Origin of the sequence: Silvibacterium acidisoli (assembly GCA_022870745.1) — a bacterium.
Lineage (GTDB): Bacteria > Acidobacteriota > Terriglobia > Terriglobales > Acidobacteriaceae > Silvibacterium.
The window spans coordinates 19,165-44,008 of the sequence record CP085323.1 but is presented as its reverse complement, the minus strand read 5'-3'; the positions used below and the strand labels follow the sequence as shown (position 1 = coordinate 44,008).

The following is a 24,844-nucleotide window of genomic DNA, read 5'->3' as shown; positions in this document are numbered from 1 at the left end:
TCGTTTTCCTAATCCCCTGATCCCTGCCTCCTCAATGCATGTCTTTCAACGCTCTCCACAGATGCGGGCGTCGCAGTAAAAGCCCGAGCCAGATGATGATGCCGAAGACGATCGGAACTGGCCACATCGGGTCCTGTACGCGGACGTGCGTCGCAACTGCGCCGCCGAAGTATGCGGTAAGCAGCAGCGCGCCAAGCACGGCTGTTTGCGGAATGATGTAAAGCACTGCGCAGACCAGCTCAACAGTGCCAAGCACGGGCAGCAGGCTTGAAAGGTAACCCATCTTTTCGGTTCCTTCAACTACCTGCGGTGATGCGGTCCATGCGAAGATGCCGCCGCTCAGCAGCATGAGCGCAGGAAGGGCGGACAGGACGCGTCCCGTCCACAGTGCGGCCTTCGATGGTTGCGGTGCTGTCAATGTTACGTCGGACAAAGCCATGAAACCTCCTGGCAAAGCGTGGGATGCCGGAGATGTTCGCAAATTCCAGTAAGGGTGGTCAACGGTTTATCGATGAACGGTAGCCGCCCGGTGACTAGTCTGCTTCAGATAAAAATCGTGCAGCGGCATAGGAGCGTGCCGCTGCACAAGGCAGCTGCTTGGAGGCATAGCTGCAAACCGATCTGTCTGTATCGCAGGCGATCTTCACTCATGGCGAAGCGCCTCTTGCGGATCAATGTATGCTGCATGACGCGCAGGCAGAAAGCCCGCAATGGCCGCGGCGAGAGCCAGCATCGACACGGCAGCCGACAGCACCAGCGCGTTAACACCGTTAATTTCGTAGAGCTGCGATTTCATGATGCGCGCGCCCAGCAGGGCGATGGGAAGACCAATCAGAAGTCCCAGTCCGGTTTGCAGGAGGGTGCCGCGAAGCACCATTGCAACGACCCTGCGCCGCTCCGCACCTAGAGCGATACGGATACCGATCTCGGAGGTGCGCCGTGCTACTCCATATGCGGTTACGCCGTACAGGCCTATCGTTGCGAGCATGAGAGCGACGGCACTGAAGAGCCCGGTGAGCTTTGCCAGCAGGCGATCGCCATGGAAGCGGTCTGCAACCTGGTCAGAGAAGGTTTCAAACTTCACCACGGTAAGGTTGGGATTGATGGAAGCGAGCGTCTGCCGCGTTTTTGCCTCGATGTCTGCGATTGGCTGATCGGCTGCAATCACGATGGCGCCCGCGTAGAGGGAGTCGTCCTGCTCAATGGGGCCCTTTGCGCTCGCGCCGCGCTGCACGCCGGGGATGAAGAAGACGAGATGATTCTTCATTCTCACGCTCGTGTAAACCGTGTCTTCGACGATGCCTACTATCTCGAAGTCGCCGCTGCTTACCGGTCCGGAAGAACCGATGTGATGGCCGATGGGGTTTTCGCCTGGAGCAAAGAGTTTTCGCGCGGCGGTTTCGTTGATCACCGCGACTCGTTGCGAAATCGAGGTATCATTCCCGCGAAAGCCACGGCCTCTCACGACCCGCGTACCCACGGAATCGAAATACTCGGAGTTGATGCGTATTGGTGAAGCGCTGTCGCCGGTTTCGGGCTTGCCTTGCACTTGCACGGATACGCTGACGTTGTTGTCTTCCATCGGGGTATAGCTGGCGATGCCGACCCTTTGCACCCCGGGCAGCATGTGAAAGCGCTGTTCGATGCTCTGGTAAAGCGCTTCAAGCCGCGGCTGCGAATAGCCCGCTCCCTGCGGATTGATGTGCACGATGTAACGGTTTGTTGTGTCGAGCTTCAGGTCGACATGCTGCAGCTTGTTCAGGCTTTGCGTGAAGAGGCCTGCGGTCACGAGCAGAATCAGCGAAAGTGCTGCCTGCCCTACCACGAGGCCGCGCTGCAGCAGAGTTGCGCCTCCGGTTGTTGCGCGAGTGCCGGAGCGGAGTGCTTCGATCGGGTCTGACTTTGAAGAAACCCACGCAGGGGCGAGGCCGAAGAGAATTCCAGTCAGCAGGGTCAGGCCGAGCGCGAAGGCCAGCACCTCCGGCGAAGGATTGGCGCTGACAGGAAGGCTGCCATCCCTGGAAGAAGCCATGCTCAGCAGGGCTCGTGCTCCGAGGCATGCGACGCCAACTCCGGCCACACCACTGATGCCCGCAAGCAGCAGGCTCTCAGTCAGCAGTTGTCGCAGGATGCGTGTGCGATGTGCGCCGAGCGCGGAGCGAAGGGACATCTCTCCGGCGCGGCCCATGCCCCGCACCAGCAACAGGTTGGCTATATTGGCGCAGGCAATCAGCAGAACGGTGCCGGAGATGCCCATGAGCAGCCAGAGTTCCTGGGCATCTTCGTCATGCAGGTTGCGAATGCCGGCTCCGCCGGGCGTCAGCGCAATATGTGCCCGTGACAGTATCGATTTCTCATAAACGCTCGGCAGACCCCAGATCGATGCAAAGATGGAGCGCAACGTACCGCTGACCTTTGTCTGCAACGGCCCGATAGCCGTTCCTGGCTTCACGCGCCCGATCATGTACAGCCAGTTCACTTTCGCGTTATGCAGGTAGGGCGCGCCGGTCAACCGCGTCATGCTGCCGATAGGCAGGTAGAAGTCCGGCTGGCTCGGCGAAATGCGGTCTCCGAAATATCCTTCAGGAGCAATGCCGGCGATGGTAACGGGCTGTGTGTTGATCCAGAAGGTGCTGCCCACGACACTGGGGCCGGAGGCGTAGTTGTTCTTCCATGCGTCGTAGCTGAGGACGGCTACAATCGGCGATCCCTCTGCATCGTCTGAGTCGTTGAAGAGGCGGCCGGCATGAGGGGCGAGGCCGAAAGTGCGGAAATAATTTCCAGAGACAAACTCGCCATTCATTGAGCGGGCGAGGTTGCCGTGGCCGTCGCGGCGTGCCGTGATGGGGCGAAACGAGAAGCCCGCTTGCATAGCTGCGAGTTCTTCAAACTCGGGTAGGGATCTCCGCATCTTCTGGTAGGTGTCGAGCGAGAAGAGCGAGTAATCGCCGTCGTCGCGAGTGCCCACATTTACGCAGCAATCGGTGTTGTCGCCCAGACGCACGAGCGTCGCCGGATCCGCTACCGGAAGGTCTTTCAGGAGCATGCCGTGGATGAACGTGAAAATCGCTCCATTCGCCCCGATGCCCAGCGCCAGCGTGACCACTGCGGTCACCGTGAAGCCTGGCGTGCGGCGCAGCTGCCGAATGGCGTAGCGTAGATCCTGCATCAGACTTGCGAGCATGGGCGCTCTATCCTCTTGTGGAGCCGCGCGGTTTACGGCTTCGCAAGAGAATAGTGCACGCACTGTGCCAAATTCAGGCTTTTTGTTTTCAGCGAGTTATGGGAGATAGTGAAAGTTGGCAGTGTCCGGCAAAGGATGCCGTATGTCCGTGGCCGGACATACGGCATTTGACTTACTTCGATTGCAGAAGCTGGTAGAAACGTTCCGGCTGTGCGGCGAGCGATGCGGAATAAGCGGTGGCTTTCATCCATGCGAAGACCACCTGATCCTTGAGAGAAAACTCCGCAATCGGCGCGGTGAGAGATTCATCGCCCGGGAAACGGCCGCTCTTCCAGTCTTCCTGAAGAGCCGCGGCCAGACCTTGATCGCCATCCGCTATGTCGGCAACTAACAGCTTCGAGCTTTCGGCGTCCGTGACCTGATGTAGCACCTGGTCGCGCCAGTACATGCGCTCCAGGTACTCGGCACATAGCGAGAAGGCCATGAAGTCCGCGTGGTTCTTCCTCACCTGGAGCTGCACCTTCGCCAGACTGCTGCGCATGCGCGTAAACGGATTCTCACCCAGCGGAGGCTGTGCCAGCGCGGCCCTGAGCTCTTCGTCGCTGGACCATGGCGCTGCCAGTGGCCACTTCATCCACGATTCGGTACCGCGACGTTTGGCTGCGGGAGCGTCGTCGTAGACAATGCGGAACGCCTCGGCCCAGTCTTCGTTCCACTCGGCGTCGTAATGCTTCTCGACAAAGCGGCGCAGGCCCGAGGTCTGCGCTGTCGCAGTGCCCATGTTGAAGGCAACGGCAGCGTAGGCAAAGCCGTCCCAGATGGAATTCTGAATATAGCGGCTGGGCAGCCAGTTGGTGAGAATGACGCCGAGCGTTCCCTCGTCTCCGTTGTTGTAGTAGGAGTCCGCGAAGGCATCGATGTTGCGCAGCTGCTCGGTGCCGACGCGCGCTCCCCATCCCCAACAATGGAGAGCGGGCGCGCCGAGAGCACGCGAGCCATTCTCGCGGATCTTGCGGCGTGTCTCCTCGATCTTCACCGCGTTGTTGTCGGAGTAGTTCCAGTCGTGCAGAACGATGTTCTTGTCGAGATGTGAGAGTATCTCCGGTTCCTTGTGTAGGATGAAGTCACCCCACACGATGAATTCCTTGTGCAGGCCGCGCGCGATTTTGTTCAGAGCGTTCACGTACTCGCCCCAGATCTGTGCGCGCGACTTCTGCGCCAGCGCTTTCTTCGAGAGCTCAGAGCCGCCCCAATTGACTTCGTCACAGCCGCCGTGGAAGTAGACAGAAGGGAAGATAGCTGCCACTTCTTTGTAAAGCTTCTCGAAGAGCGGCAGCGTTTCCGGATGCACGGGGCAGAGGCCTGAGAACTCCTTCGACCCGTCAGGGTCAGCGTCGAGCAGGTGGCCGTAGGTTTTCGAGAGGGTGATGAAGCCCGTGTGTCCGAAGGACTCGACCTCGGGGATGATGTCGACGCCATTCTTCTGTCCGTAGAGAACGAGGTCATGCAGCTCGTCGGCGGTGAAGGCATTGCGATGCATCATCAGGCCGGGCACGGTAGTAAAGCGCATTGCCGAGCCCTGATCGTCGGTAAGGCGGAAGTGCAGCGTGTTGATCTGCCACTCTGAACAGAAGTCGAGGACGCGATGGTAGTACTCCATGGTCTCGGGGGTGCGCCCGGCATCGACCATGATGCCTCGTACCGGCTGTTTTGTCCCGGTTGCTGCGTGCAGCTTCGGCGCGGCTGCGGCGGCGATTGCGAGGCCGCTGCTGACGAGAAATTTCCTGCGATTGATGCTTCGAGTCAGAAAGGATTTCATGAAAAGTCCTGCAGGCAGTGCTCTGCTGTTCGCTCGTTGAACCGCATGAGCGTGGAGAATGTTAGAGCGTGCGGCGTCCGCGACCGAAGAGCAGGTACAGGATGATGATCGCGAGCACAAGGCTGAGGCCACCGCCTCCGTAATAGCCGACGCCGGGTCCCATGTAGTACCCGCCGCCTCCAGCCAGAATCAGCAGAATGATCAGGATGATGATAAGTGGCATGGCCGCGAGTGTAGCACAGTGTGAAACAGCGGGCCGATCTGCGTGCGACAATGGCCGCATGGCAGACATTCGTACAGCAGTGATTGGATTCGGGCTCGCCGGGAAGATCTTCCACACGGCGGTGATCAAAGCAACGCCGGGGCTGGAACTGGCAACCATCGTGCAACGCAAGGGAGATGAAGCGCAGCTTGCTTATCCTGACGTGAAGATCGCGCGTTCGATCGAGGAAATGCTGCGGGATGAGAGCATCCAGCTTGTCGTAGTGGCCACGCCGAGCGCAGCGCACTTCGAGCACGCGCAGCAGTGCCTGAGGGCCGGCAAAAACGTTGTGATCGACAAGCCGTTCACGCTGACATCAGAGGAAGCACGCAAGCTGATCGAGCTGGCGCGCGAGCGCAAGCTGCTGCTCACGGCGTATCAGAGCCGCCGCTGGGACGGCGACTTTCTTACGCTCAGGAAAATCCTGGCATCAGGCAGATTGGGCCGCATCGTGATGTTTGAGAATCGGCTCGACCGCTTTCGCGCAGAGGCACGGCTGGAGAGATGGCGCGAGAATGGCGGTCCGGGCGGAGGCGTGTTGTTCGATCTCGGAGCGCACCTTGTCGACCAGGCCACCACGCTTTTTGGCGACCCCGAGGATATATTTGCCGATGTGCGCGTCGATCGCAGAACGGCGGTAGTCGACGACGCGTTCACGATCCAGCTGAAGTTTTCTTCCGGCGTGACGGCGATGTTGTACTCGACGCTCTCTGCGCAATGGCCGGGCGCTCGCTTTGTCGTCCATGGAACAAAGGGCAGCTTCGTGCAGTGGGGGATCGATCCGCAGGAAGACCAGGCCAAGGCGGGGAAGACTTATGGCGATCCAGGTTTCGGTGTAAACCCCGAGAAGTGCTGGGGTGAACTCTATCTCGTCGATGGGCCTGTAGAGAAAATCGAGACGCTGCCGGGAGACTATCGCTTGTTGTACGAGAACGTGCGAGATGCGTTGCTCGGCATTACTCCGCTTGTAGTAAAGCCCGAAGAAGCACTGCGCACGACGCGTCTGCTGGAACTGGCTCGTCATGCGAGCAGTGAGGGCGTGCGGCTGCCTTACGAACCTGTAGGCTAGGGCTGCGGCTGCGCAACCGCTGCGCCCGGCAGCTTGCCAAGCCGGGCGCGATGCACTGTGCCGGCGGGCGTCTTCGGTTGCGGCGGAATGACATTCGGAATACGCTCGTGCGCCGGGAAGGCTGATGGTTGCAGCTCGAGTGTTTCCTTGGTCTCTTCAAAAGAGACTTCGACATTGAAGGCCTGCGCTTCGTTCCACTGGTTTTCGGTCAGGTTGTAGTTGAAGATGACCAGTCCCTGCTGGCTTCCGCCGGGAGGGATGGTTTCGTGGCGGGGAAACGAAGTCTTCTGCTGTGCCAGCAGGTCAGGATAGAAAGAGAAGAGCCGCTGGAAGTCTCCCGGGCCTGCGGCAAAGCTCTGAAAGTCGGTGTCGCCGGACTTCACGATGCCGGAGAAATCCTGAACCGTCAGCGGCTTCTTGCCGACGTTGTGCACCGTCACCTCGGCGAGCACGAGCATCTTGTTTCCCGCGGGAACATCTTCAGCTGGCAGGTCAGAGTCTGCAGGCCGCGCCGGAGCTTCCGGCAGATAGAGCTTGACGCTGGTCAGCGCGCCTTCAACCGGTCCACTGTGGCGATTCATCATCACATAGGCGACGATTGCCAGCACCACGACGATTGCAGCGACTCCAGTGATCGCAATGGCTCGTCCGGCGCGGATGGAAGGGTTTGATTCTTCGTGATTAAACATGCCTTACCCTCGCACTACCATCGATGGGGTTATTTTAGCTCCCCAGCGCATAAAATACAGTTCAATCACGGGGCTCGTTGCCAGGGTTCGCTCGCATCTCTGTCCGGATGCGCCTGATTTCTTCCATGCGTTGAGCCAGCAGTTTCTCGCGGCCTTCCTGCGTTGGGTGGTACCAGGTACGACCGCGCAGGCTGTCGGGCAGGCACTCCATGTCGGAGATCTTTCGCTCCTCGTCATGCGCGTACCTGTATCCCTTGCCGTAGTCCATCGCCTTCATCAGGCCGGTCGGAGCGTTGCGCAGATGCAAAGGCACCGGCTCCTGACGCGTCTGCTCGATCTCGCCCAGTATCGCTCCATAGGCCGTGTACACGGCGTTCGACTTCGGCGCGAGCGCAAGGTAGACGACGGCCTGGGCAAGGGCCAAATCCCCCTCGGGCGAACCGAGAAAATCCATGGCATCGCGCGCGGAGAGGGTAAGGTTCAGCGCCTCGGGCGCAGCCAGGCCGATATCTTCCACTGCCATGCGCACGACGCGTCGCGCGATGTACATCGGGTCTTCGCCCGCCTTCAACATGCGTCCGAGCCAGTACAGAGCGGCGTCGGCATCGCTGTTTCGCACCGATTTATGCAGCGCGGAGATGAGGTTGTAATGCTCCTCGCCCTGCTTGTCGTACATCAGTACGCGTTGCTGCAGGGCTTCGGTTGCTGTCTCTTTGGTCAGCCGTTTTTCGCCGCGCGCGCGTGCCAGCTTGGCTGCGACTTCGAGAGAGTTGAGAGCGTTGCGGGCGTCTCCGCTTGAGTAGGACGCCAGAGTGCTCAGCGCTTCGTCGTCGGAGGCGATTCCCATGTGGCCGAGCCCGCGTTCTTCGTCGGTAAGAGCACGCTTGAGCAGGCCGACGATCTCGTCTTCCGTCAGGGAGTGAAGCGTGTAGACGCGGCAGCGTGAGAGCAGCGCGGAGATGATCTCGAACGAGGGATTTTCAGTCGTCGCGCCGATGAGGCGGATGGTGCCGTGCTCGACGTAGGGGAGGAAGGCATCCTGCTGCGCCTTGTTGAAGCGGTGAATCTCATCGACGAAGAGGATGGTGCGCGAGCCGAAGTCGGCAGCCTTTTCGGCATCGGCCATCAGCTGCTTGATTTCCTTGATGCCGGAGAGCACGGCCGAGAACTGCACGAAGTTGGCCTGCGTCGTTTCCGCGATAATGCGGGCCAGCGTGGTCTTGCCGACGCCTGGCGGTCCCCAGAAGATCATCGACGCAGTATCGTCCTGATCGATCTGCACGCGCAGCGGCTTGCCCGGAGCGAGCAGGTGTTGCTGCCCGACGTATTCGGAGAGGTTGCGCGGTCGCATGCGCTCGGCCAGGGGCGCGGTGCGCGACGTGCGTTGTGCCAGGTCGGGGATAGGTTCAAAAAGGCTCATCTGTAAACAGGTAAACAAGTCCGCTGACGCGGATACTTCTTCCTCTAGCGCGGGTTCTGCGCCGCGCGTTGCCGCGAAGCTTCATACAGTATGACGCTTCCGGCAATGGCCGCGTTGAGCGACTCCACCGGCCCCGGGCAGGGAATGATGATGCGATGCGTGGCGTGTTCGAGCACTCGCTGGGGGATGCCGTTGCCTTCGTTGCCGAGGACGATCGCCGCGGGAGCGGCCAGATCGACTGCGGAGAGGGGCCGTGCATCTTCCACGACCGCCGCCAGCAAGGCGATGTTCGCCTTCCGGACTGCGGCAAAGGCCATATCTTCTTTTGCTGAGACGACGGGTAGCCGAAAGACCGAGCCGGCTGAGGCGCGTAATGCCTTTTGGTTCCAGGGGCTGACGGTACCGGGTAGCAGGATGGCTCCCGTGGCTCCAAAAGCCTCGGCGGAACGGATCAGGGTGCCCAGATTGCCGGGGTCCTGCAAGCCTGCGGCGACAAAGATCAGTGGCGTCTGCTTTTGTTCGAGGATATCGTCGAGCGTGAATGCCGGAGGGCGCACGAGCGCAGCGATGCCCTGTGGAGATTCCGTATTCACCGCGCTGGTAAATACATCCGGCGGCAGCTCGAGGATTTCGACATCACCGGGAATCGGAAGCCGGTCGAGCTGGGCCTCGCTGCCGCTGCGAACGAAGACAGCGCCGAGCGCGAGGCCGCTGGAGAGCGCCTCGCCAATGAGCTTTTCGCCCTCGATCGCAACCAGGCCGGTTTCGCTTCGCGATGAGAGGGCAAAGGCAGCCCGCAATTCCTTCACGCGCGCGTTCTGCCGACTCTGTACAATGCGAGGTAGGCGCGTGCGGGAAAATGCTGTGGGCATGGGTGCGATTGTAAACCCCGGCCGGTGTTGAAAGTGCGCGGGCAAGGGCGGCAGATCTGGAGATCGCCCGGCGAAAAAACCTGTTCCTGAACTGGAGAGTCTTTTGTCAGCAGAACTCCTGCGAATCCATCCGGATGAACCCGAGCCGGACCGGGTGCAATACGTTGTTTCCTGCCTGAAGAGCGGTAAAGTCGTCGGCATGCCGACGGACACCTTCTACGGACTCGCCGTAGACCCGGTGAATCTGCGTGCTGTCGAGAGAATTTATGAGATCAAGAGCCGCCTGAAGCACAAGCCGCTCTCGCTGCTGATTGCCAATGTGAACCAGGCGTATGAACTGGCTCGCGAGGTGGGTACAAGCCTCGACATACTGGCCGACAAGTTCTGGCCGGGGCCTTTGACCGTGATCGTAAAGGCCAGCTCGCGGCTGCCGCTGCGCAGCACGGCCAACACCGGCAACGTGGCGCTGCGTGTGCCCGATGCCGCCATTCCGCGTGCCGTGGTCGAAGCATTTGGTCTGCCCATCACCGCGACGTCGGCTAACCTGCATGGCTTTCCTGAATGCACCCACGCTGCCGGTGTACGCGAGCAGCTGGGCGACCGTCTGCCAATGATCGTGGACGGAGGTCCGACCGGCCGCAGCGTTCCTACCACCATCATCGACCTGTCGGGTGAAGAGGGAAGCTGGCAGATTCTGCGCGAGGGCGCCATTCCCACGCACGAAATCGCACTGGCATTGCAATCGCAGGGACGAAAGAGCGACTATCGCTGAAGGACCTGCGGCATGATCGTCCCCAAAAACAATCTGCGCACTACAAGGCGGCGAGGCCGCGCTCTCATCTGGCTGGTGATGTGGGGCGCCCTGCTCGTGGTTCTGGGATGGACTTTCTGGGTTCATGAGCAGATCCAGGGTTACGCCACGCGCGACGAAGCGCGTCCAGCCGATGCCATCGCGGTCTTCGGAGCAGCCGAATACGACGGACGTCCGTCACCTGTTCTGCGAGCGCGGCTCGATCATGGCCTGGCACTCTACAGGGAGAAGCTGGCCCCGATGATGATTACGCTCGGCGGCGGTGCGGCTGCCGACGTGCATTCCGAGGGCGGAGTCGGCCATGACTACCTGCTGGCGCAGGGCGTTCCAGAGGCCGCGATCATCGCCGAGACGACCAGCAGCAATACAGAGCAATCCGCACAACGGCTGGCCGCCATCGCCCGCACCAACAAGCTCAGGAGGGTGCTGGTAGTGAGCGATGGAACGCACCTGTTCCGTATTCATGCGCTTTGCGAGAGCTTTGGGTTAACGGTGTACACCTCGCCGCGGCCCGTGGTTCGCGAGCTCTCGTGGCGCGAGGCATTCGAGCGCGAAGCCCACGAGATTCTCAGCTATACGGCCTGGCGCCTGCGTTCGGCTCCGAGCGCTGCCACTCAGTAACTCCAAACGCAGGCTTTCCAGCTGCTACTGCACGACGAGCGTGATCTGCGCGGTGTGCGAGATCGTGCCGGATGTCGCCGTGACGGTGACCGTGGATGTTCCCGCCGGGGTTCCGCTTGCTGAACCTCCGCCTGTTCCGCCACCGCTACCCGTGCCTCCACCGGTTCCAATTGTGCCGGCCGGTCCCGAATTCGCTTTCGATCCGCAGCCGACGATGGCACCGCTCATGAGCACACATGCGACGAGCATCAGCCGGTAACGGTAGCCGTTTTGACGGAAGCTGTAGGGAAGAACGAAGAGTCCCAGTACGGCGAAGGCGATGCCGCCGGTGAAGGTGCGCGACAGGGAAGCAGCCGTAGTAGCCGATCCTGTTGTCGTGATCGTCAGAGCCGTGGTTGCGGCTGCAGATGAAGGTGTGACCGACGCAGGATTGAAGACGCACGCTGTTCCGGCAGGCAGACCCGCGCAGGCGAAGGTTACCGCCTGGTCGAAGCCGTTTGCCGGCGTGACGGAGAGCTGGTAATTCGCCGGCTGGCCTGCGCTGACTGTTGCGCTCGATGGCGTTGCGGCCAGTGCGAAATCGGCTGCCGCTGGCGTCGCGATGGAAATCGTGACAGCGGGAGCGGTTGAGCCCGCGAAGTTCGCGTCCCCGGAGTAGGACGCGGTCAGCGAGTGGTTGCCTGCGGTGAGCGGCTTGGCGGTGAAGGTCGCTACTCCGCCGGTAAGGGGTGCTGTGCCGAGGACCGTGCTTCCGTCGCTGAAGGTGATCGTTCCGGTGGCTGTCGCGCCGTTCAGGGTTGCTGGAGAGAGCGTCGCGGTGAGACTGAGCGACGTCGTGGTTGTCGCGCCCTGCGCGGGAGTGACTCCAAGCGTAAGTGTCGTCGAGGCAGGAGCCGCTGCTGGTGCGGTGTAGGACGTCGAAGTGCTGGCCGCATAGACTGAGTCGCCCGAATACGCAGCCGCCACCTGCTCCTGCGGGTCGATCGCGATGCCCGTCGCGGAACCCGGCACCGTGAACGTGGCCTGATTGAGCAGCGTGTTGACCGTCGACTGGCTAATGTTGACGACGGTCAGATCCATGAGGCCATCGCCATTTGCATCGGCGGGAAAAACCTCGAGGGTATTGCCGGAAGCCGCTCCAAGGTCATGGGAGACTGGCGAGTCGCTCCGCTGAGTAAACGATCCCTTGCCGTCTCCTATGTAGATGTTTAGCGAGGCGTCGGAAAAGTTTGCAGTGACGAAGTCGGGGATGTGGTCGTTGTTCACGTCGGCGACCACAAGGCGCTCAGGATCAAGCGTTACGGGATAGGCTGTGCCGGAGGCCGTGAGTCCGCCATTCCCATCGCCCGTCATCACGTAGACCGCAGCAGTGCTGGCCGCCGTATCCGAACCGGAGACTGCCAGGTCGGCATGCCCGTCACCGTTGAAGTCCCCGAATGCCGCCGCCTGAACGATGAAGGTTGTGTCACTTGCCACCGTCAGAGGCGTGCCAGCAGTTGGTGCCCCGGAGGACTGGCCGGTATAGACGGTGATCGTGTTGTTGCCGTTTCCGATGACCAGGTCGTCAATGCCGTCGCCGTTCAGATCCTGCGTTGCCAGCAGCGTGTTCTGTCCGTTGATCTGCTGCTCGCCAGCGATGCTGAATTGTCCCTGGCCGGTGCCGGTGAGAATCACCAATTGGCTGCTGTTCGACGGGCCGGAGCCCTGCGCCCGGATAGGCAGATGCACGGCGAGGTCTAGAAGGCCGTCGCCATTGAAGTCTCCGACAAGCACCTTGTCGGCTGCGTAGCTGGTGGGCAGCTGGGTATAATCCGCCACGGTGAAAGAGCCACCCGCCTCAGCTGTCAGGACGATGAGCAGGCCCTGTTGCCCGATAAGGGCGATGTCAGGCAGGCCATCCCCGTTGAAGTCCTGTACCGCTGCCGCCGCGATGCCACCCGGGAAAGTGTCGGAGAACTGGCTGGCCGCAAATTTTCCGGTACCGTCGCCGTTGAAAACCTGCACTGCCCCCGAGCTTGAAAAGACAGCGATGTCCGGGATGCCGTCCTGGTTGAAGTCGGCTTCGGCTGCGCTTGTGTAGGAGCCTGATCCGCTCTGCGAGCCCGACGCCTTAAAACTGAAGGTGGTGGTTGCGTTTCCAAGATCGACCGAGGTGATGGTCGAATTGCCCTTCGAGACGTCAAGAAAGTGAAAGCTGCCCGTGGGTGTGACCGGCCCGTTTGCGCTGAGAGTGGCCTGCAGGGAGTAGGTACCGTTGCCATCTGCCGTGGCCTTGAGCGCTGTCGTGGTCGGCAGGCTGGATGTGACCGAGAATGACTGCGCATCCGATGTGCTGGTGATTTCCGTCAGCGTGGTTCTGTAGGTGGCCGTAAAGCTGTGCGGGCCGGGGCCAGGGACGAGGGGATATACCGCACTCCCGGGTTTGCCGACGGTGCCCTGCGTAATTACGGGCGAGGTCCCGATAAGGCTTTTGCCGTCGTAGAAGTCGACTTCGCCGTTTTCGACGGCGGTACCTGTCGCGTCGGTCACTGCGGCGGTCAGGGTGATGGCAGTACCTGTTTTCTGCGGCGTCGCAGGCGATATTGCGAGTGTGGTGTGGGTAGCGGTGGCGGCGTGCGCTTTGTGCGTGGGTGCGAGCGCGAGTGTTGCGATGGCAGCAAAAGCTGCTAACAAATGGGTAGTTTTCATGATCAGGGGAGGAGAGGAGCAGTTCTGCAAGGGTAAAAATAGTTACGAAAACCATATCAAAGCCCAGGCCGGCTCGCTCCTATAAAATTCCGTCAATTCGGTCTCGCGAACAGTGCTTTCAGTAGAAGGAAGTATTGCGAACAGGCATTAAGAACCCGGGATTCAATGCCTTGTCATCTGGCGGCCGGAGGCGTGCGCTACCATGGCCACATGGTCATTCATACGTTTGCATTCCAGTGGAAACCGGGCGTCTCTGCCGAGCAGCAGCAGCGCGCACTCAGCGAGATTCGCAACCTGCAGGGGCAGATTCCCGGTCTGCTTGAGACATATGCAGGCGTCAATTTTTCGCCGCGATCGAAAGGCTACGAACTGGGTGGAGTGATGAAGTTCAACGACCGCGCGGCGCTTGAAGCCTACACCGTGCACCCTGTTCACCAGCAGCTGCTGAGCTGGCTGGTCCCACTGGTCGATCCGGTCGAAGTAGATTTCGAGGCCTGATCTCCGCCGCCAGGGTGGAGTCGGAGACTGCAGCGAAAACCGGTACAGCTTATCGAGATGCGATTGGAGGAGTGCGTGGATCTCCTCCGATCGTTGCAGCAGATCGCCCACCTTTCGGTCTGCGTGCCTGCATGACACGAGTGCCCCTTTAAGAACAATTTACTTTCGAGCTCGTACTTTATCTTGACAACCACTCGGTTGACTTACTAAGGTTCCGCGCGAAGCGTTGGTCTCATGCTGGAAGTTCTCAAAACGCGTAAATAGCTTAGTTAGCGTTCCTATATAAGCACCGTTTCGTTCGACTTTCTAGGAGACCCCACGCATGCTCGCTAGATGGAGACTGTCTTTTGCGCTTTCCTTAGGGCTGATGTTTCTGGCCCCGTTCGCCGCCCACCCCCAATCCGACAATGCATCAATTTCCGGAACCGTCTCTGACACTGCAGGTGCGGTGCTTCCGCGTGCCACTGTCACTATCCGCAACGAAGCAACGAACGAGATACGCACCACTACAACCAACGACGCGGGCACTTACAACGTTACGAATCTTTCTCCCGGAAGTTACACGATCCGAGTGGAAGCACAGGGCTTTCAGACCTATGTGCAAAGCCATGCGCATCTTGATCCCAGCATCGGTTCGCGCATCGATGCTTCGCTGAAAGTCGGTAGCTCGTCTGAGACTGTCAACGTTGTCGCCAACGCGAATACCATCCAGACGCAGACAGCATCGGTGGGCCAGCTTGTGACCCAGCAGCAGGTGCAGAGCATCCAGTTGAATGGGCGCAACCCGATGTACCTGGCGCAGCTTGAGCCGGGCGTTCGCCGCGGCTCCGCGATTTCGAACTTCAACTTCGGGCTCGACAACGGCATCAACATCAACGGGTCGAACAGCCGCGAAAACGGCATGACCTTCGATGGCGCTCCAATGGTGCGCAGCCGTGGCAACGGTACCAGCGTCGGCGTTGCCGATACCGATTCGACCTCGGAGATGCAGGTGCTCACCGCCAGCTATCCCGCTGAATACGGACGCGCCTCGGGCGGCATCATCCGCATTGTGCCGAAGAGCGGCACCAGCGACTTTCACGGTGCGGTCTTCGAGTATCTGCGCAACTCATTCTTAAACGCAAACACCTGGGCCCGTAACCTGGTCACTGACGATCCAAGCATTTCGGGTCATCCGCCTGCTTTCCGTTTCAACCAGTTCGGATGGAACTTCAATGGACCGGTGTGGTTTCCGAAAACAGGATTCAATGCGAGCAAGAAGAAACTCTTCTTCCTCGCAGGTCAGGAGTGGATCCGCTATCGTCACGTCGATACGGACCAGCGAAGAGTACCCACTGCGCTGATGCGCACTGGCAACTTCAGCGAATTGCTCGATCCGTCGAATATCTTCTACGGCAAGGCCGTTCAACTCACCGATCCAACCACCGGAGCCGCTTATCCGAATAACGTGATTCCATCGGGAGAGCTCAGCGCCAATGGGCTTGCACTTCTCAACGCGTATCCGGCGCCGAACGCCAACAATCCCAGCTACAACTGGATCGATGCGGCGATCTATCCGGAGAATCAACGTAAGGACACGCTGGTGGTGGATTACATTCCTTTTGATTCCCATCACCTGCGCTTTTCGCTGCTGAACTACAACTACAACAGCGTCAGCCCGCACTACGGCAACTTCAATCGCACTCCGCAGGTATGGAGCCGCCCAAACCAGGTGGCTGTCGCCCATTGGACCTGGACCATCAGCCCAACGATGGTGAACGAAGCTTACGCATCGGCCAGCGCCGATCACGTGAGCATCGGAATCGATACCAGCAGCGGTCTCTTCAACCGCACAAACTACGGCATCAACTATCCGTACCTGTTTCCCGGTTCGGATAAAGAGATTCCAGACAAGATCCCAACCATCCAGATCGCTAACATCGACACGCTCGACGGCGGTCCTTATCCCTCGCACTCCGGTGGTGTTGTGTGGGACTACTCGGATAGCATCACCAAGATCATCGGCAACCATACGATCAAGGCAGGCTTCCTCTACGAGCGCGAAAGCCAGAACGACTTCGACCAGATAAACGTAAGCTCGACGACACCTGGCGCGACGAATAACCAGAACGGCTTCTTCGTCTTCACCGATACGCGTGGCGGCAGCCATCCGACAACCGGTGCAGGCCTCGGCAACGCGGCTCTCGGTCTCTTCGATACCTACGGCGAAATCGGCATTCGCGCCTACACCATCTATCTCGCGAATATGTACGAATACTTCGCGCAGGACACCTGGCGCGCCCGGCCGAACCTGGTTATCGAATACGGCATTCGTCACAGCATCATGATGCCGTTCTATGCGCGGTGGGGGAACCTGTCCGTCTTTTCGCCATCGACTTACGACGCCAACACAGCGCCTACCGTTAATCCCACGACAGGCTTCGTCACCGGATCGAATCTCTACGACGGCATTGTGATTCCGGGCAGCGGGTTCCCCAGCGCTGCCAATGGACACGTGCCGGCCGACATCCTGAATGGCCAATACAGCGGACTCTTCCACGGCTTCGATCGCGGTTACAACCCGACGGTGTGGACGAACCTGCAGCCGCGCATCGGCTTTACGCTGCAGCTCGATCCGCAGACGGTGCTGCGCGCTGGCGTCGGACGCTACTTCGATCGAGTGGGTGTGAGCGACAGCGTGCACCTGGGCGGCAATCCGCCGTTTCAGCCTTCTGCGACCGTCAGCTATGGATCGGTCGATAATCCGGGCGGCGTCGGCACCAACAACTACCCGATCAACATGACTTCTTACGCCTACCACTTCCCGTCACCGGAGGCCTGGTCGTGGACGCTTACCGCCGAGCACGAGTTCAACGGCATTGGCGTCTTCACGCTGGGGTATGTGGGCCGCCGCGGACTTCACCTGCAGCACCTGGAGAACATCAACCAGTTGCAGCCGGGTACGACCTACGCGAATGCGGGAATCACCGCGGATGCGCTGCGGCCATACCAGGGCTTCTCCGTCATTCAACAGCAGACGAACGACGGCATCTCGATTTATCACAGCCTGCAGGCTAACCTCCGCCGTCGCGTCGCACGAGGCTTCATCTTCGGTATCGCTTACACATGGTCGAAGAGCATGGATACGACTTCCGATGCCGGCGACAACATTCCGAACTTCTACGATCCCAAGGAATTTTATGGTCCCAGCGACTACGACACACGCAACTCGCTGGTTATCAACTACGTCTGGGACGTGACCTTTGCCGATCACTCCTCTTACTGGGCGATGAGAAACGTCTTGGGCAGATGGCAGTTATCCGGAACCACGCAGTTCCAGAGCGGAACGCCGCAATCCGTTACCACGGGAGACGACTGGGCTGGCGTAGGACCGGGCTCAGGCAATCAGTTCTGGGACAAGACCGGCCCGGTCCACGTGTACAAGAAGTTTTCCAACAACGGTTCCAACTCGAATCTGTGGTTCAACAGCAATATATTCGTGAGGCCTGCCGACGGAACCTTTGCGCCTCGCGAATCCCGAAACCAGGTCTTCGGTCCGGGCTTCCAGAGCTGGAATATCGCCCTGCAGAAGTCCTTCCCGGTGATTCCCGCGCTCGAAAATCACCGCCTCATCTTCAAGGCTGAGGCGTATAACTTCCTGAATCATCCGAACCTCGATAATCCGGACGTGACACCGACCGACAGCAACTTCGGCAAGGTGACTCAGAAGGGCAATACGTATGCATCCGATCGCCAGATGCAGTTCAGTCTGCGGTACCAGTTCTAGGTGTTTGACAGGGCATAGCTTTCGCGGCGCGGGCATCATCGCTTCAGTGGCAGAGGTCATACCTCAGCGGCTGAAGCCGTGCCCTGACACAAAAACGGATCGATGGCTGGTCCGCCGATGGTTGTCATCCCGAACGTAGTGAGGGACTTGCACTTCGGGGTCTGACTACACGCACCATCGCTGCTGCAAGTAGAAAAGCAAAGCCCTCACTGCGTTCGGGATGCCAAACTTATGGGAAATTCTCCGAGTGCGTTTGCTGTGGAGTCGTCGGCTGCGTTCGGAGTTTATGAGCGTTAAATGCGGTGGCTTTTGCCACAGAGGAAATGATGTCGCTCTGTGGCTAAGTCAGGCTATTGCGATCTACCTCTCCGTGCCGACTTCCATAATTTATCGACAGGGAACGGCTTCTTTCGCATGAGCTGACCGCAAAAGCAAAGCCCCGTCCGAAGACGGGGCTTTTGCCTGGCTGATTCGCGACCAACGGGAGCGCCACTGCTGTGCGAACAGGAGTGGCCCCGAAGGGGCGTGTCGCCGGACGCGCAGTCCTAGTACATGCCTTCCATGCCGCCGCCGTGGCCGCCCGGTGCTGCTGCGGCCTTGGGCTCGGGGATATCCGAGACCATGGCTTCGGTGGTGAGCATGAGGCCAGCGATCGAAGCTGCGTTCTGCAGTGCGGTGCGGGTGACCTTGGTCGGGTCGATGACGCCGGCAGCAACCAGGTCCTCGAACTTGTCGGAACCGGCGTTGTAGCCGTAGTGATCGTCCTTGCTCTCGAGGATCTTGCCGACCACAACCGCGCCTTCGATGCCGGCGTTGTTGACGATCTGACGAAGGGGCTCTTCGATGGCGCGACGGATGATCTGCGCACCGATCTTTTCGTCGCCTTCGAGGCTCTTGACCAGCTCATCGACCGCAGGAGTGCTGCGAACGAGGGCTACGCCGCCGCCTGGGACGATGCCTTCTTCGACGGCTGCACGGGTTGCGTGCATCGCGTCTTCGACACGAGCCTTCTTTTCCTTCATCTCGGTTTCGGTAGCCGCACCGACCTTGATGACGGCCACGCCGCCGACCAGCTTGGCAAGACGCTCCTGGAGCTTCTCACGGTCGTAGTCAGAGGTGGTCTTCTCGATCTGGTTGCGGATTTCCTTGACGCGGCCAGCGATATCGCTGTCGCTGCCACGGCCCTCGACGATGGTCGTGTTGTCCTTGTCGATCGAGACGCGCTTCGCACGGCCCAGGTCTTCCACCTTGACGTTCTCGAGCTTGATGCCGAGGTCTTCGGTGATGGCCTTGCCGCCGGTCAGCTTTGCGATGTCTTCGAGCATGGCCTTACGGCGGTCGCCGAAGCCAGGAGCCTTGACGGCAGCAACGTTCAGGGTGCCGCGCAGCTTGTTGACCACGAGGGTCGCGAGCGCTTCACCGTCAACGTCCTCGGCGATGATCACGAGCGGCTTGCCGCCGCGCGCAACCTGCTCGAGCAGGGGCAGAAGATCCTTCATCGAGCTGATCTTCTTCTCGTGGATCAGGATGTAGGGATCTTCGAGCGAAGCTTCCATACGGTCCGGATCGGTGACGAAGTAGGGGCTCAGGTAGCCGCGGTCGAACTGCATGCCTTCGACGACATCCAGCTGGGTCTCGAGGGTCTTCGACTCTTCAACCGTGATCACGCCGTCCTTGCCGACCTTCTTCATGGCTTCGGCAATGATGGTTCCGATGGTTGCATCGGAGTTGGCCGAGATGGTTCCGACCTGGGCGATCATGTCGCCGGAAACAGGCTTCGAGAACTTCGAGAGCGCGCCACCGGTCACAACACCCTGCTCGTCGCGCTTGCCGACGATGGCTTCAACAGCCTTGTCGATGCCGCGCTTGAGAGCCATCGGGTTTGCACCGGCGGCAACCGTCTTCACGCCTTCGCGGTAGATGGCCTGGGCCAGAACGGTCGCGGTAGTGGTGCCGTCACCGGCAACGTCCGAGGTCTTCGAAGCAACTTCGCGGACCATCTGGGCGCCCATGTTCTCGAGGGAATCCTTGAGCTCGATCTCCTTGGCGACGGTTACGCCGTCTTTGGTGATCGTCGGCGAACCGAACTTCTTCTCGATGACGACGTTACGGCCCTTGGGGCCGAGGGTCACCTTGACTGCGTCAGCAAGAGTGTTCACACCGCGCAGGATGGCCTGGCGGGAATCTTCTCCGTGCAGAATCTGCTTTGCCATTACATATCTCCTTCAAAACTTGTTGGTGTATTACCAGACCCACCCATCAGAATCGATGGGTGGGGCACCCACTACTTCGATTTCAGGATGCCGAGGATTTCTTCCTCGCGCATGATCAGGAAGTCCTCGCCGTCGATCTTGATCTCGGTGCCCGAGTACTTGCCGAAGAGAACGCGGTCGCCAGCCTTGACGTCGAGAGGGAATACCTTGCCCTCGTCGTTCGACTTGCCCTTGCCAACCGAGATCACTTCGCCTTCCTGCGGCTTTTCCTTGGCGCTGTCGGGGATGATGATGCCGCCACGGACGGTTTCACCCTCATCGACACGCTTCAAAAGGATGCGGTCGTGGAGCGGAGTAAAGGTGGTCGCTACGGATGCAGTTGCCATTACGTTGCTTCTCCTTCACGCGAGGATTCCCTCGCGAGTGTTAATACAGAATCTGTGGACGTGGAGTCCCTACGAGGCGCACGAAAACGGGCCGCTTAGCCCGTTAGCAATTGAGCCTTTCGATTGCTAAGTTAACGGCTGGCGGACAGGGCTGTCAAGGATGCCGGATCAAAAACATGTAAAAACTGAGTGCGGGACGCTCATATTTGATGAGCCGCAAGGCGGAGGCTTGAACAGGCGACTATTGCTTGCCGTTTAACCTCTCCTTGTTAGAATGCCCGGCTATGAAAAGGAATCCGCTGATCTTCGCTGCCCTCGTGCTGCTATCCGGCATTTTCCCATGCATGCCCAGAAGACGATCCTGCTGAGCAATGTGCGCAGGATCTACATCGAGAAGATGGCTGACAATCTCGATCAGTATCTCGCTTCGGCGATCTCCAGAAAGATGAAGGGAGCCGTTGTCGTCGTTCTCAATCGTTCGGAGGCCGACGCGATCATGCGTGGTGTGAATATCGGTGCGCAGACGACGGCTGAAGCGACTGTGCAGCTCGTCGATCCTTCGGAGAAGGAAGTGATCTGGTCGGGTACCGGCAGCGACCGCAAGGTTCTTACGCTGGGGATTCAGCACGGCGGCCAGGACAAGATTGCCGATCGCCTGGTCGGCGAGCTCAAGAAGGCGATGACCCACTGAGGAGCGGCAGCTAGAAGGTCTGGGCCTGGAGGGTAAGGGTGCCGACATACTTGTCTGCGTTGTAGGTAGTTCCCGTGCCGGTGAGGTTGACTTCCAGGTTCATTGCATCGGTACGGGTGCCGCCCAGTAGAGAGCCGACCAGGTTGCTCTGCGTTATGAGAAGCAGGGAAGCGCTTCCTGCGACGATTGTATTTGTCCCGGTGAATGCCGCGTAGGAGGTGGCGCTGCCGCCCCCGGTGGGCACGCTGGCGAGGACATCGGCTGCCGGTATCCACTTGCCGTTCGTCTGCCCGAGCAGCGCCTGCGATGGAGTCGTGAAGAATCCATAGACGTGAATGCTTGCCAGGGACAGCAAGGACCACGTTGTGGTGATGTTGACCGTGCTGCTGGGCGCGGAAAGCCCCTTGGAAGTCAGGCTGATGGTGGCAGTCGCAGGTGAGGCGGTCACGGTAATGGAGTTGGTTAGCCCCAGCGGCCCGGCGGTGATCGTCCTGCCGGTGGCGAAACGCACAGCCTGTTCCCGGGAGCCGGGAGCATGAACCATGGCCAGTGCCACCAGTCCGGCGCGAAAGATGCCTTGAAGCTTCATTTTTCACGCTCCCGTTCTCTTTCCCTTTCGCTGCCGCCGCCGCTGTTTCCGGTGGAGGACGGGATGGACGTGGTGGTTGCCGGCTGCTGGGGTTCGAGTTGCTGTGGCGCGGCTGCCGCGACGTTGCCGGAGCGGCGCACGACCACCGTAACCTCGTCGCCCTCATCGCGGCGCATGCCTCGAACAGTTGGCGGAGCGGAGACGAGCGAGTAGTTGCCACCATCCAGGAACTGTTCAGTGAGCACGGTGAGCTGATGCGTGTGGGGATTGTGTTCCCTTACGAAGAATCGCCCCGCCTGGTCGGCATAGACGGTCATCTTGTCGAACTGCAGGGCTGCACCCGGCACCGGGTTGCCGGAGGTATCGACGACGCGGCCCTCGATCATGCTGTTGTCGAGGGATATGTTCTGCACCGCTCCTCTGGACGAGTCATCCCGCGACATGATTTTTGTGAAGTCGGCTGTGTACTCGAGTTTTCCATCGGGGCTGACGAAAGAGCCCGCGTGAAGAGTAAGCCCCTGCATCAGATGGATCTGCAGATCGGCAATCAGAGCCTGTTCGAAGGGCTTTGAGCCGAGAGCGGGGATGTAATAGGTCTGGTAGTTCACGCTTGCCTGGAAGAAGTTGGAGAGGAAAGATCCTCCGAAGGAGACTGAAGTCTGGCCATTGGCGTAGGTAACGATCTCGCCGACTGTCCAGCGCGGAGAAAGCGTTTCTTCGAAATCTCCGATGAGCGATGAGAAGCTGGGCTGATTCTGTTCGTGACTCACGAGGTAGTCGCCCATGACGTGAACGCGGGAGGTGATGTTCCGTGAGGCCGTAAAGGCCTCGGAGACGTTCTGGTTATTCTCATACACCGATTCGAAGTACGAAGCGGAGAGAGAAGTTTTGAAAATGTTGAGGTTGCCGGAGAGGCTGTTTACCGTGCTGCGCGTGCCCTGCGCGTTCAGCGACTCATCTTCCGGCATCAGGTAGTCCTGGCGGCCTCCGCTGAAGGTGAGAAAGCGGGTAGGGCGGAAGTTCACGACGATGTTGCCGCGGTCGGGCTCGGCGGTGAGCGGCTGCTCAACGGCAATACGGCGGAACTGGCTGCCGGCCTGGATGTAGGAGGCCATGACGTCATAGATTGGCCGCTTCACATAGAGGCTGACTGCACCGTAGGGCTGGTTGGCGCCCATGCCGGCCGAGAGCGCGAAGTGGGTTTGATCGCGGGGCGACCAGTCGATGCTTTCGATGCTGGTGCTCTTGGTGGAAATGATGGTGTCGGAGGCCAGGGTGGTATGCGGGGTGAGGCGGTCGTGGAAAAAGAACCCGGCCGCAGGGTGATCGGCCTTCGAGGCTTCGAAGAGCGGGGTCTGGTAGCTATCGGCGGTTGCGCCTGCGAAGACTGACATGGCTCCCTGCTTGAACCCACGTTCGAGCGAAACACCGCGAGTGTAGAAATAAGCGCCAGTACCGAAGACATCAGTTGGAAGTTCGAAGTGCATCGCGTTATCACCGGCAGTGAGCTTGTAGCGGCCGAAGGGCCGGATGAGCTGGGCGCCGTCGTAAAAATGGCCGTCCAGCAGGCCTGCGCCCACCATCGCCGCGAAACGGGGACCGCGGACCGAGAAGCTGCCGCCCTGTGCCTGGTAGAGCGTGGAAGCGCCTCCATTCAGGGTGTAGATCTGTGCATGGGCCCCGGCGAAGGATCCGATGACGCAAAGCAGCAGGCTGAACCATCGCACTGTGCCATGGGTGGAGATACGGCCTACTCGGTGTGGTTTTCAATCGGACGCTTCAGCGTGAAGTGTTCGAATTGTATGGAGAGCTCATGCGGTGGAGTCGAACCTTTCCATTCGATCTCGACATGCCGCGGAGAGCCGGGCAGCAACGGGAATCCGATCGGGTCGGAGGCAAAAGCATGCTCGCCGGTCGCATGCATGTCCTGGACCCTTCCCAGGTCCTGGCCTTCGTTTTCGAGGTCGCAGATAATCTTGTGCTTCGCCGGGTCGTACGCGACGTCCTGCACATGTACCTCGTTTGCTTTCAGAGGCCCTTTCTGCATGAGGTAAACGGTGTGCGGCAACATCAGGTGGATGTCGAGCATGCCCTCGTGCTTGGGTCTTGCGAAGGTGGAGTAAATCGAGAACCAGGCAGGATAGGTCTTCGCGGTCGCCTTATAGAAGATGTAATAAGTCTCCTGGGGCGCCAGCTTTACGCTCATCGCCGAGAGCTCGAGATGAATATCGGGATCGAGCGGACGAAAGATGCCTGCGCCATCGCGGGTGATGGTGAAGCTCTTCGGTTCGAGAATGACAACCATGGGACTGGTGGTGTCATTGATGAGAGCGAACTTGCCGTCCGCTCTCCCCTTGTATTCGACGATCACCGGAGATACGGTCTGCGCCCAGGTTTGCCCCAGCGCAAGTCCAAGCAGCGCAAAAAGAGCCATGCGGATTTTTATTTTGCTGGTCATGGCTGGAGCAAGAAGTCTTAGCATCGGTACCTGCCCGGTCCGTTAGAGGGCGACTGCCTCGAGGTTCAAAGTGCCGGTGTACGTGCCTGCAGGCAGAGTGGTCTGGCTGGCCAGATTCACTTCGAGATTGAGAGTGTCTGTACGTCCGCCTACTCTTGTCGCGGCGCTCAGCGCCTGGGTGTAGAGGGTGAGGCTGGCTCCTGTCACGCCAACGCCGGTACCCGTCGGGGCGCTGCCTGTAAAGGCTGAGTAGCCGCCGCCAGTGCCGCTGGCAGGTGTGAGCTGTCCGAGAACATTGCTCGTCGGAATGGTGTTGGCAGGCGTATTGCCGTCAGTCAAAGCGGTGGTGGTGGGAAACCAGCCGACCAGATACACATTTGCGCGGTTGATTCCGAGGTTCCACGTAGAAACGATCGTGATATTGCTCGAAGGAGTCGACGTCGCACCGGGGGAGAGCGTGATCGATGCCGTTGGGGTCGCCGTGATGGTGAGCGTTTCGCCAAGTGTGGCGGTGATCGCTACCGTGGCCGGCGAAGAGGTGAACTGGGCATGGGCCGCAGCTCCTGTAAAGGAAAGAAGGACGAGCAGGGTAGCGAGCCTGCAGGAAAAGATGCGTTTGATTCCGGTCATAAAAGACCTCCTGGATGCCTCAAGGTGCTCTGACGAACGCCGGCCGAACGTACGTTCCGGCATTCGGATCGAGTACAAAGTGGAGCAGGCAGACAGGAAGGCGTGGGTAATTACCCTCAGGTAACCCGTTCCACGATGAAAGTTAGCACTCGGGTTTTTCGAGGTAATTAGCCTGGAT

General features: G+C 59.7%; 20 protein-coding genes. 6 read left to right on the top strand and 14 right to left on the bottom strand.

Features of this window, described 5'->3' with window-relative positions; genetic code table 11:
• Positions 1–31 precede the first annotated feature (31 nt).
• The 4 genes from LJD29_RS00190 to LJD29_RS00175 form a co-directional block, all read right to left on the bottom strand.
• Positions 32–439, bottom strand: coding sequence for a DoxX family protein (locus LJD29_RS00190; protein ID WP_446743729.1), 408 nt, complete (start codon positions 437–439; stop codon positions 32–34).
• A 204-nt stretch (positions 440–643) separates the two neighbouring features.
• A complete protein-coding gene (locus LJD29_RS00185; protein ID WP_446743728.1) occupies positions 644–3,184 on the bottom strand; it encodes an ABC transporter permease in 2,541 nt (846 codons plus the stop codon).
• A 172-nt stretch (positions 3,185–3,356) separates the two neighbouring features.
• Positions 3,357–5,003 carry a family 20 glycosylhydrolase gene (locus LJD29_RS00180; protein WP_446743727.1) on the bottom strand — a complete coding sequence of 549 codons (1,647 nt, stop codon included), beginning with the start codon at positions 5,001–5,003 and terminating at the stop codon, positions 3,357–3,359.
• 61 nt (positions 5,004–5,064) lie between these two features.
• The gene (locus tag LJD29_RS00175; protein ID WP_446743726.1) at positions 5,065–5,226 is read right to left on the bottom strand and encodes a DUF3309 domain-containing protein; all 162 of its coding nucleotides are present in this window, start codon (positions 5,224–5,226) and stop codon (positions 5,065–5,067) included.
• Between the two features lie 58 nt (positions 5,227–5,284).
• On the opposite strand from LJD29_RS00175, the gene LJD29_RS00170 reads away from it, so the two are divergent.
• Positions 5,285–6,334, top strand: coding sequence for a Gfo/Idh/MocA family oxidoreductase (locus LJD29_RS00170; RefSeq protein ID WP_446743725.1), 1,050 nt, complete (start codon positions 5,285–5,287; stop codon positions 6,332–6,334).
• Here the strand turns inward: LJD29_RS00170 and LJD29_RS00165 are convergent.
• The 3 genes from LJD29_RS00165 to LJD29_RS00155 all read right to left on the bottom strand — a co-directional run bounded on the left by LJD29_RS00165 (position 6,331) and on the right by LJD29_RS00155 (position 9,252).
• Positions 6,331–7,023: a hypothetical protein gene (locus LJD29_RS00165; RefSeq protein ID WP_446743724.1), complete on the bottom strand. Its 693-nt coding sequence runs from the start codon at positions 7,021–7,023 to the stop codon at positions 6,331–6,333. The genes LJD29_RS00170 and LJD29_RS00165 overlap by 4 nt on opposite strands.
• Positions 7,024–7,084: 61 nt before the next feature.
• Positions 7,085–8,443 carry a replication-associated recombination protein A gene (locus LJD29_RS00160; RefSeq protein ID WP_446743723.1) on the bottom strand — a complete coding sequence of 453 codons (1,359 nt, stop codon included), beginning with the start codon at positions 8,441–8,443 and terminating at the stop codon, positions 7,085–7,087.
• 44 nt (positions 8,444–8,487) lie between these two features.
• Positions 8,488–9,252 (bottom strand): TrmH family RNA methyltransferase, encoded by a 765-nt coding sequence (locus LJD29_RS00155; RefSeq protein ID WP_446743722.1) that lies wholly within the window; start codon positions 9,250–9,252, stop codon positions 8,488–8,490.
• A gap of 166 nt (positions 9,253–9,418) precedes the next feature.
• Between LJD29_RS00155 and LJD29_RS00150 the strand changes: the two genes are divergently transcribed.
• Together LJD29_RS00150 and LJD29_RS00145 are read left to right on the top strand one after the other, a co-directional pair.
• A complete protein-coding gene (locus LJD29_RS00150; RefSeq protein ID WP_446743721.1) occupies positions 9,419–10,087 on the top strand; it encodes an L-threonylcarbamoyladenylate synthase in 669 nt (222 codons plus the stop codon).
• A gap of 12 nt (positions 10,088–10,099) precedes the next feature.
• The gene (locus tag LJD29_RS00145; protein WP_446743720.1) at positions 10,100–10,747 is read left to right on the top strand and encodes a YdcF family protein; all 648 of its coding nucleotides are present in this window, start codon (positions 10,100–10,102) and stop codon (positions 10,745–10,747) included.
• 24 nt (positions 10,748–10,771) lie between these two features.
• Here LJD29_RS00145 and LJD29_RS00140 read toward each other — a convergent pair whose 3' ends face one another.
• A complete protein-coding gene (locus LJD29_RS00140) occupies positions 10,772–13,420 on the bottom strand; it encodes an FG-GAP-like repeat-containing protein (RefSeq protein WP_446743719.1) in 2,649 nt (882 codons plus the stop codon).
• Positions 13,421–13,600: 180 nt separating this feature from the next.
• On the opposite strand from LJD29_RS00140, the gene LJD29_RS00135 reads away from it, so the two are divergent.
• Both LJD29_RS00135 and LJD29_RS00130 read left to right on the top strand, forming a co-directional pair.
• Positions 13,601–13,933 (top strand): Dabb family protein, encoded by a 333-nt coding sequence (locus LJD29_RS00135; RefSeq protein WP_446743718.1) that lies wholly within the window; start codon positions 13,601–13,603, stop codon positions 13,931–13,933.
• Positions 13,934–14,255: 322 nt separating this feature from the next.
• Positions 14,256–17,699 (top strand): carboxypeptidase-like regulatory domain-containing protein, encoded by a 3,444-nt coding sequence (locus LJD29_RS00130; RefSeq protein ID WP_446743717.1) that lies wholly within the window; start codon positions 14,256–14,258, stop codon positions 17,697–17,699.
• Positions 17,700–18,244: 545 nt separating this feature from the next.
• Here LJD29_RS00130 and groL read toward each other — a convergent pair.
• Together groL and LJD29_RS00120 are read right to left on the bottom strand one after the other, a co-directional pair.
• Positions 18,245–19,912: a chaperonin GroEL gene (groL, locus tag LJD29_RS00125; RefSeq protein WP_446743716.1), complete on the bottom strand. Its 1,668-nt coding sequence runs from the start codon at positions 19,910–19,912 to the stop codon at positions 18,245–18,247.
• Between the two features lie 71 nt (positions 19,913–19,983).
• A complete protein-coding gene (locus LJD29_RS00120; RefSeq protein ID WP_446743715.1) occupies positions 19,984–20,298 on the bottom strand; it encodes a co-chaperone GroES in 315 nt (104 codons plus the stop codon).
• 340 nt (positions 20,299–20,638) lie between these two features.
• On the opposite strand from LJD29_RS00120, the gene LJD29_RS00115 reads away from it, so the two are divergent.
• The gene (locus LJD29_RS00115; RefSeq protein WP_446743714.1) at positions 20,639–20,989 is read left to right on the top strand and encodes a hypothetical protein; all 351 of its coding nucleotides are present in this window, start codon (positions 20,639–20,641) and stop codon (positions 20,987–20,989) included.
• Between the two features lie 10 nt (positions 20,990–20,999).
• Here the strand turns inward: LJD29_RS00115 and LJD29_RS00110 are convergent, their stop codons facing one another.
• The 4 genes from LJD29_RS00110 to LJD29_RS00095 all read right to left on the bottom strand — a co-directional run bounded on the left by LJD29_RS00110 (position 21,000) and on the right by LJD29_RS00095 (position 24,666).
• Positions 21,000–21,578, bottom strand: a complete 579-nt coding sequence (locus LJD29_RS00110) for a hypothetical protein (RefSeq protein WP_446743713.1) — start codon at positions 21,576–21,578, stop codon at positions 21,000–21,002.
• Complete coding sequence (locus LJD29_RS00105) at positions 21,575–23,305, bottom strand: carboxypeptidase-like regulatory domain-containing protein (protein WP_446743712.1); 1,731 nt, start codon at positions 23,303–23,305, stop codon at positions 21,575–21,577. The genes LJD29_RS00110 and LJD29_RS00105 overlap by 4 nt, the downstream gene beginning before the upstream one ends.
• A gap of 23 nt (positions 23,306–23,328) precedes the next feature.
• Positions 23,329–24,012, bottom strand: coding sequence for a hypothetical protein (locus tag LJD29_RS00100; protein WP_446743711.1), 684 nt, complete (start codon positions 24,010–24,012; stop codon positions 23,329–23,331).
• 66 nt (positions 24,013–24,078) lie between these two features.
• Positions 24,079–24,666, bottom strand: coding sequence for a hypothetical protein (locus tag LJD29_RS00095; protein WP_446743710.1), 588 nt, complete (start codon positions 24,664–24,666; stop codon positions 24,079–24,081).
• Positions 24,667–24,844: the final 178 nt, after the last annotated feature.

Bases quoted from the DNA above. Each gene is read 5' to 3' on its own strand.
- LJD29_RS00130 (WP_446743717.1), top strand. From the start codon at position 14,256: ATGCTCGCTAGATGGAGACTGTCTTTTGCGCTTTCCTTAGGGCTGATG.
- LJD29_RS00100 (WP_446743711.1), bottom strand. From the start codon at position 24,012: ATGGCTCTTTTTGCGCTGCTTGGACTTGCGCTGGGGCAAACCTGGGCG.
- LJD29_RS00095 (WP_446743710.1), bottom strand. From the start codon at position 24,666: ATGACCGGAATCAAACGCATCTTTTCCTGCAGGCTCGCTACCCTGCTC.
- LJD29_RS00115 (WP_446743714.1), top strand. From the start codon at position 20,639: ATGCATGCCCAGAAGACGATCCTGCTGAGCAATGTGCGCAGGATCTAC.
- LJD29_RS00135 (WP_446743718.1), top strand. From the start codon at position 13,601: ATGCCTTGTCATCTGGCGGCCGGAGGCGTGCGCTACCATGGCCACATG.
- groL (WP_446743716.1), bottom strand. From the start codon at position 19,912: ATGGCAAAGCAGATTCTGCACGGAGAAGATTCCCGCCAGGCCATCCTG.
- LJD29_RS00110 (WP_446743713.1), bottom strand. From the start codon at position 21,578: ATGAAGCTTCAAGGCATCTTTCGCGCCGGACTGGTGGCACTGGCCATG.
- LJD29_RS00180 (WP_446743727.1), bottom strand. From the start codon at position 5,003: ATGAAATCCTTTCTGACTCGAAGCATCAATCGCAGGAAATTTCTCGTC.
- LJD29_RS00175 (WP_446743726.1), bottom strand. From the start codon at position 5,226: ATGCCACTTATCATCATCCTGATCATTCTGCTGATTCTGGCTGGAGGC.
- LJD29_RS00165 (WP_446743724.1), bottom strand. From the start codon at position 7,023: ATGTTTAATCACGAAGAATCAAACCCTTCCATCCGCGCCGGACGAGCC.
- LJD29_RS00170 (WP_446743725.1), top strand. From the start codon at position 5,285: ATGGCAGACATTCGTACAGCAGTGATTGGATTCGGGCTCGCCGGGAAG.
- LJD29_RS00185 (WP_446743728.1), bottom strand. From the start codon at position 3,184: ATGCTCGCAAGTCTGATGCAGGATCTACGCTACGCCATTCGGCAGCTG.
- LJD29_RS00145 (WP_446743720.1), top strand. From the start codon at position 10,100: ATGATCGTCCCCAAAAACAATCTGCGCACTACAAGGCGGCGAGGCCGC.
- LJD29_RS00190 (WP_446743729.1), bottom strand. From the start codon at position 439: ATGGCTTTGTCCGACGTAACATTGACAGCACCGCAACCATCGAAGGCC.
- LJD29_RS00160 (WP_446743723.1), bottom strand. From the start codon at position 8,443: ATGAGCCTTTTTGAACCTATCCCCGACCTGGCACAACGCACGTCGCGC.
- LJD29_RS00120 (WP_446743715.1), bottom strand. From the start codon at position 20,298: ATGGCAACTGCATCCGTAGCGACCACCTTTACTCCGCTCCACGACCGC.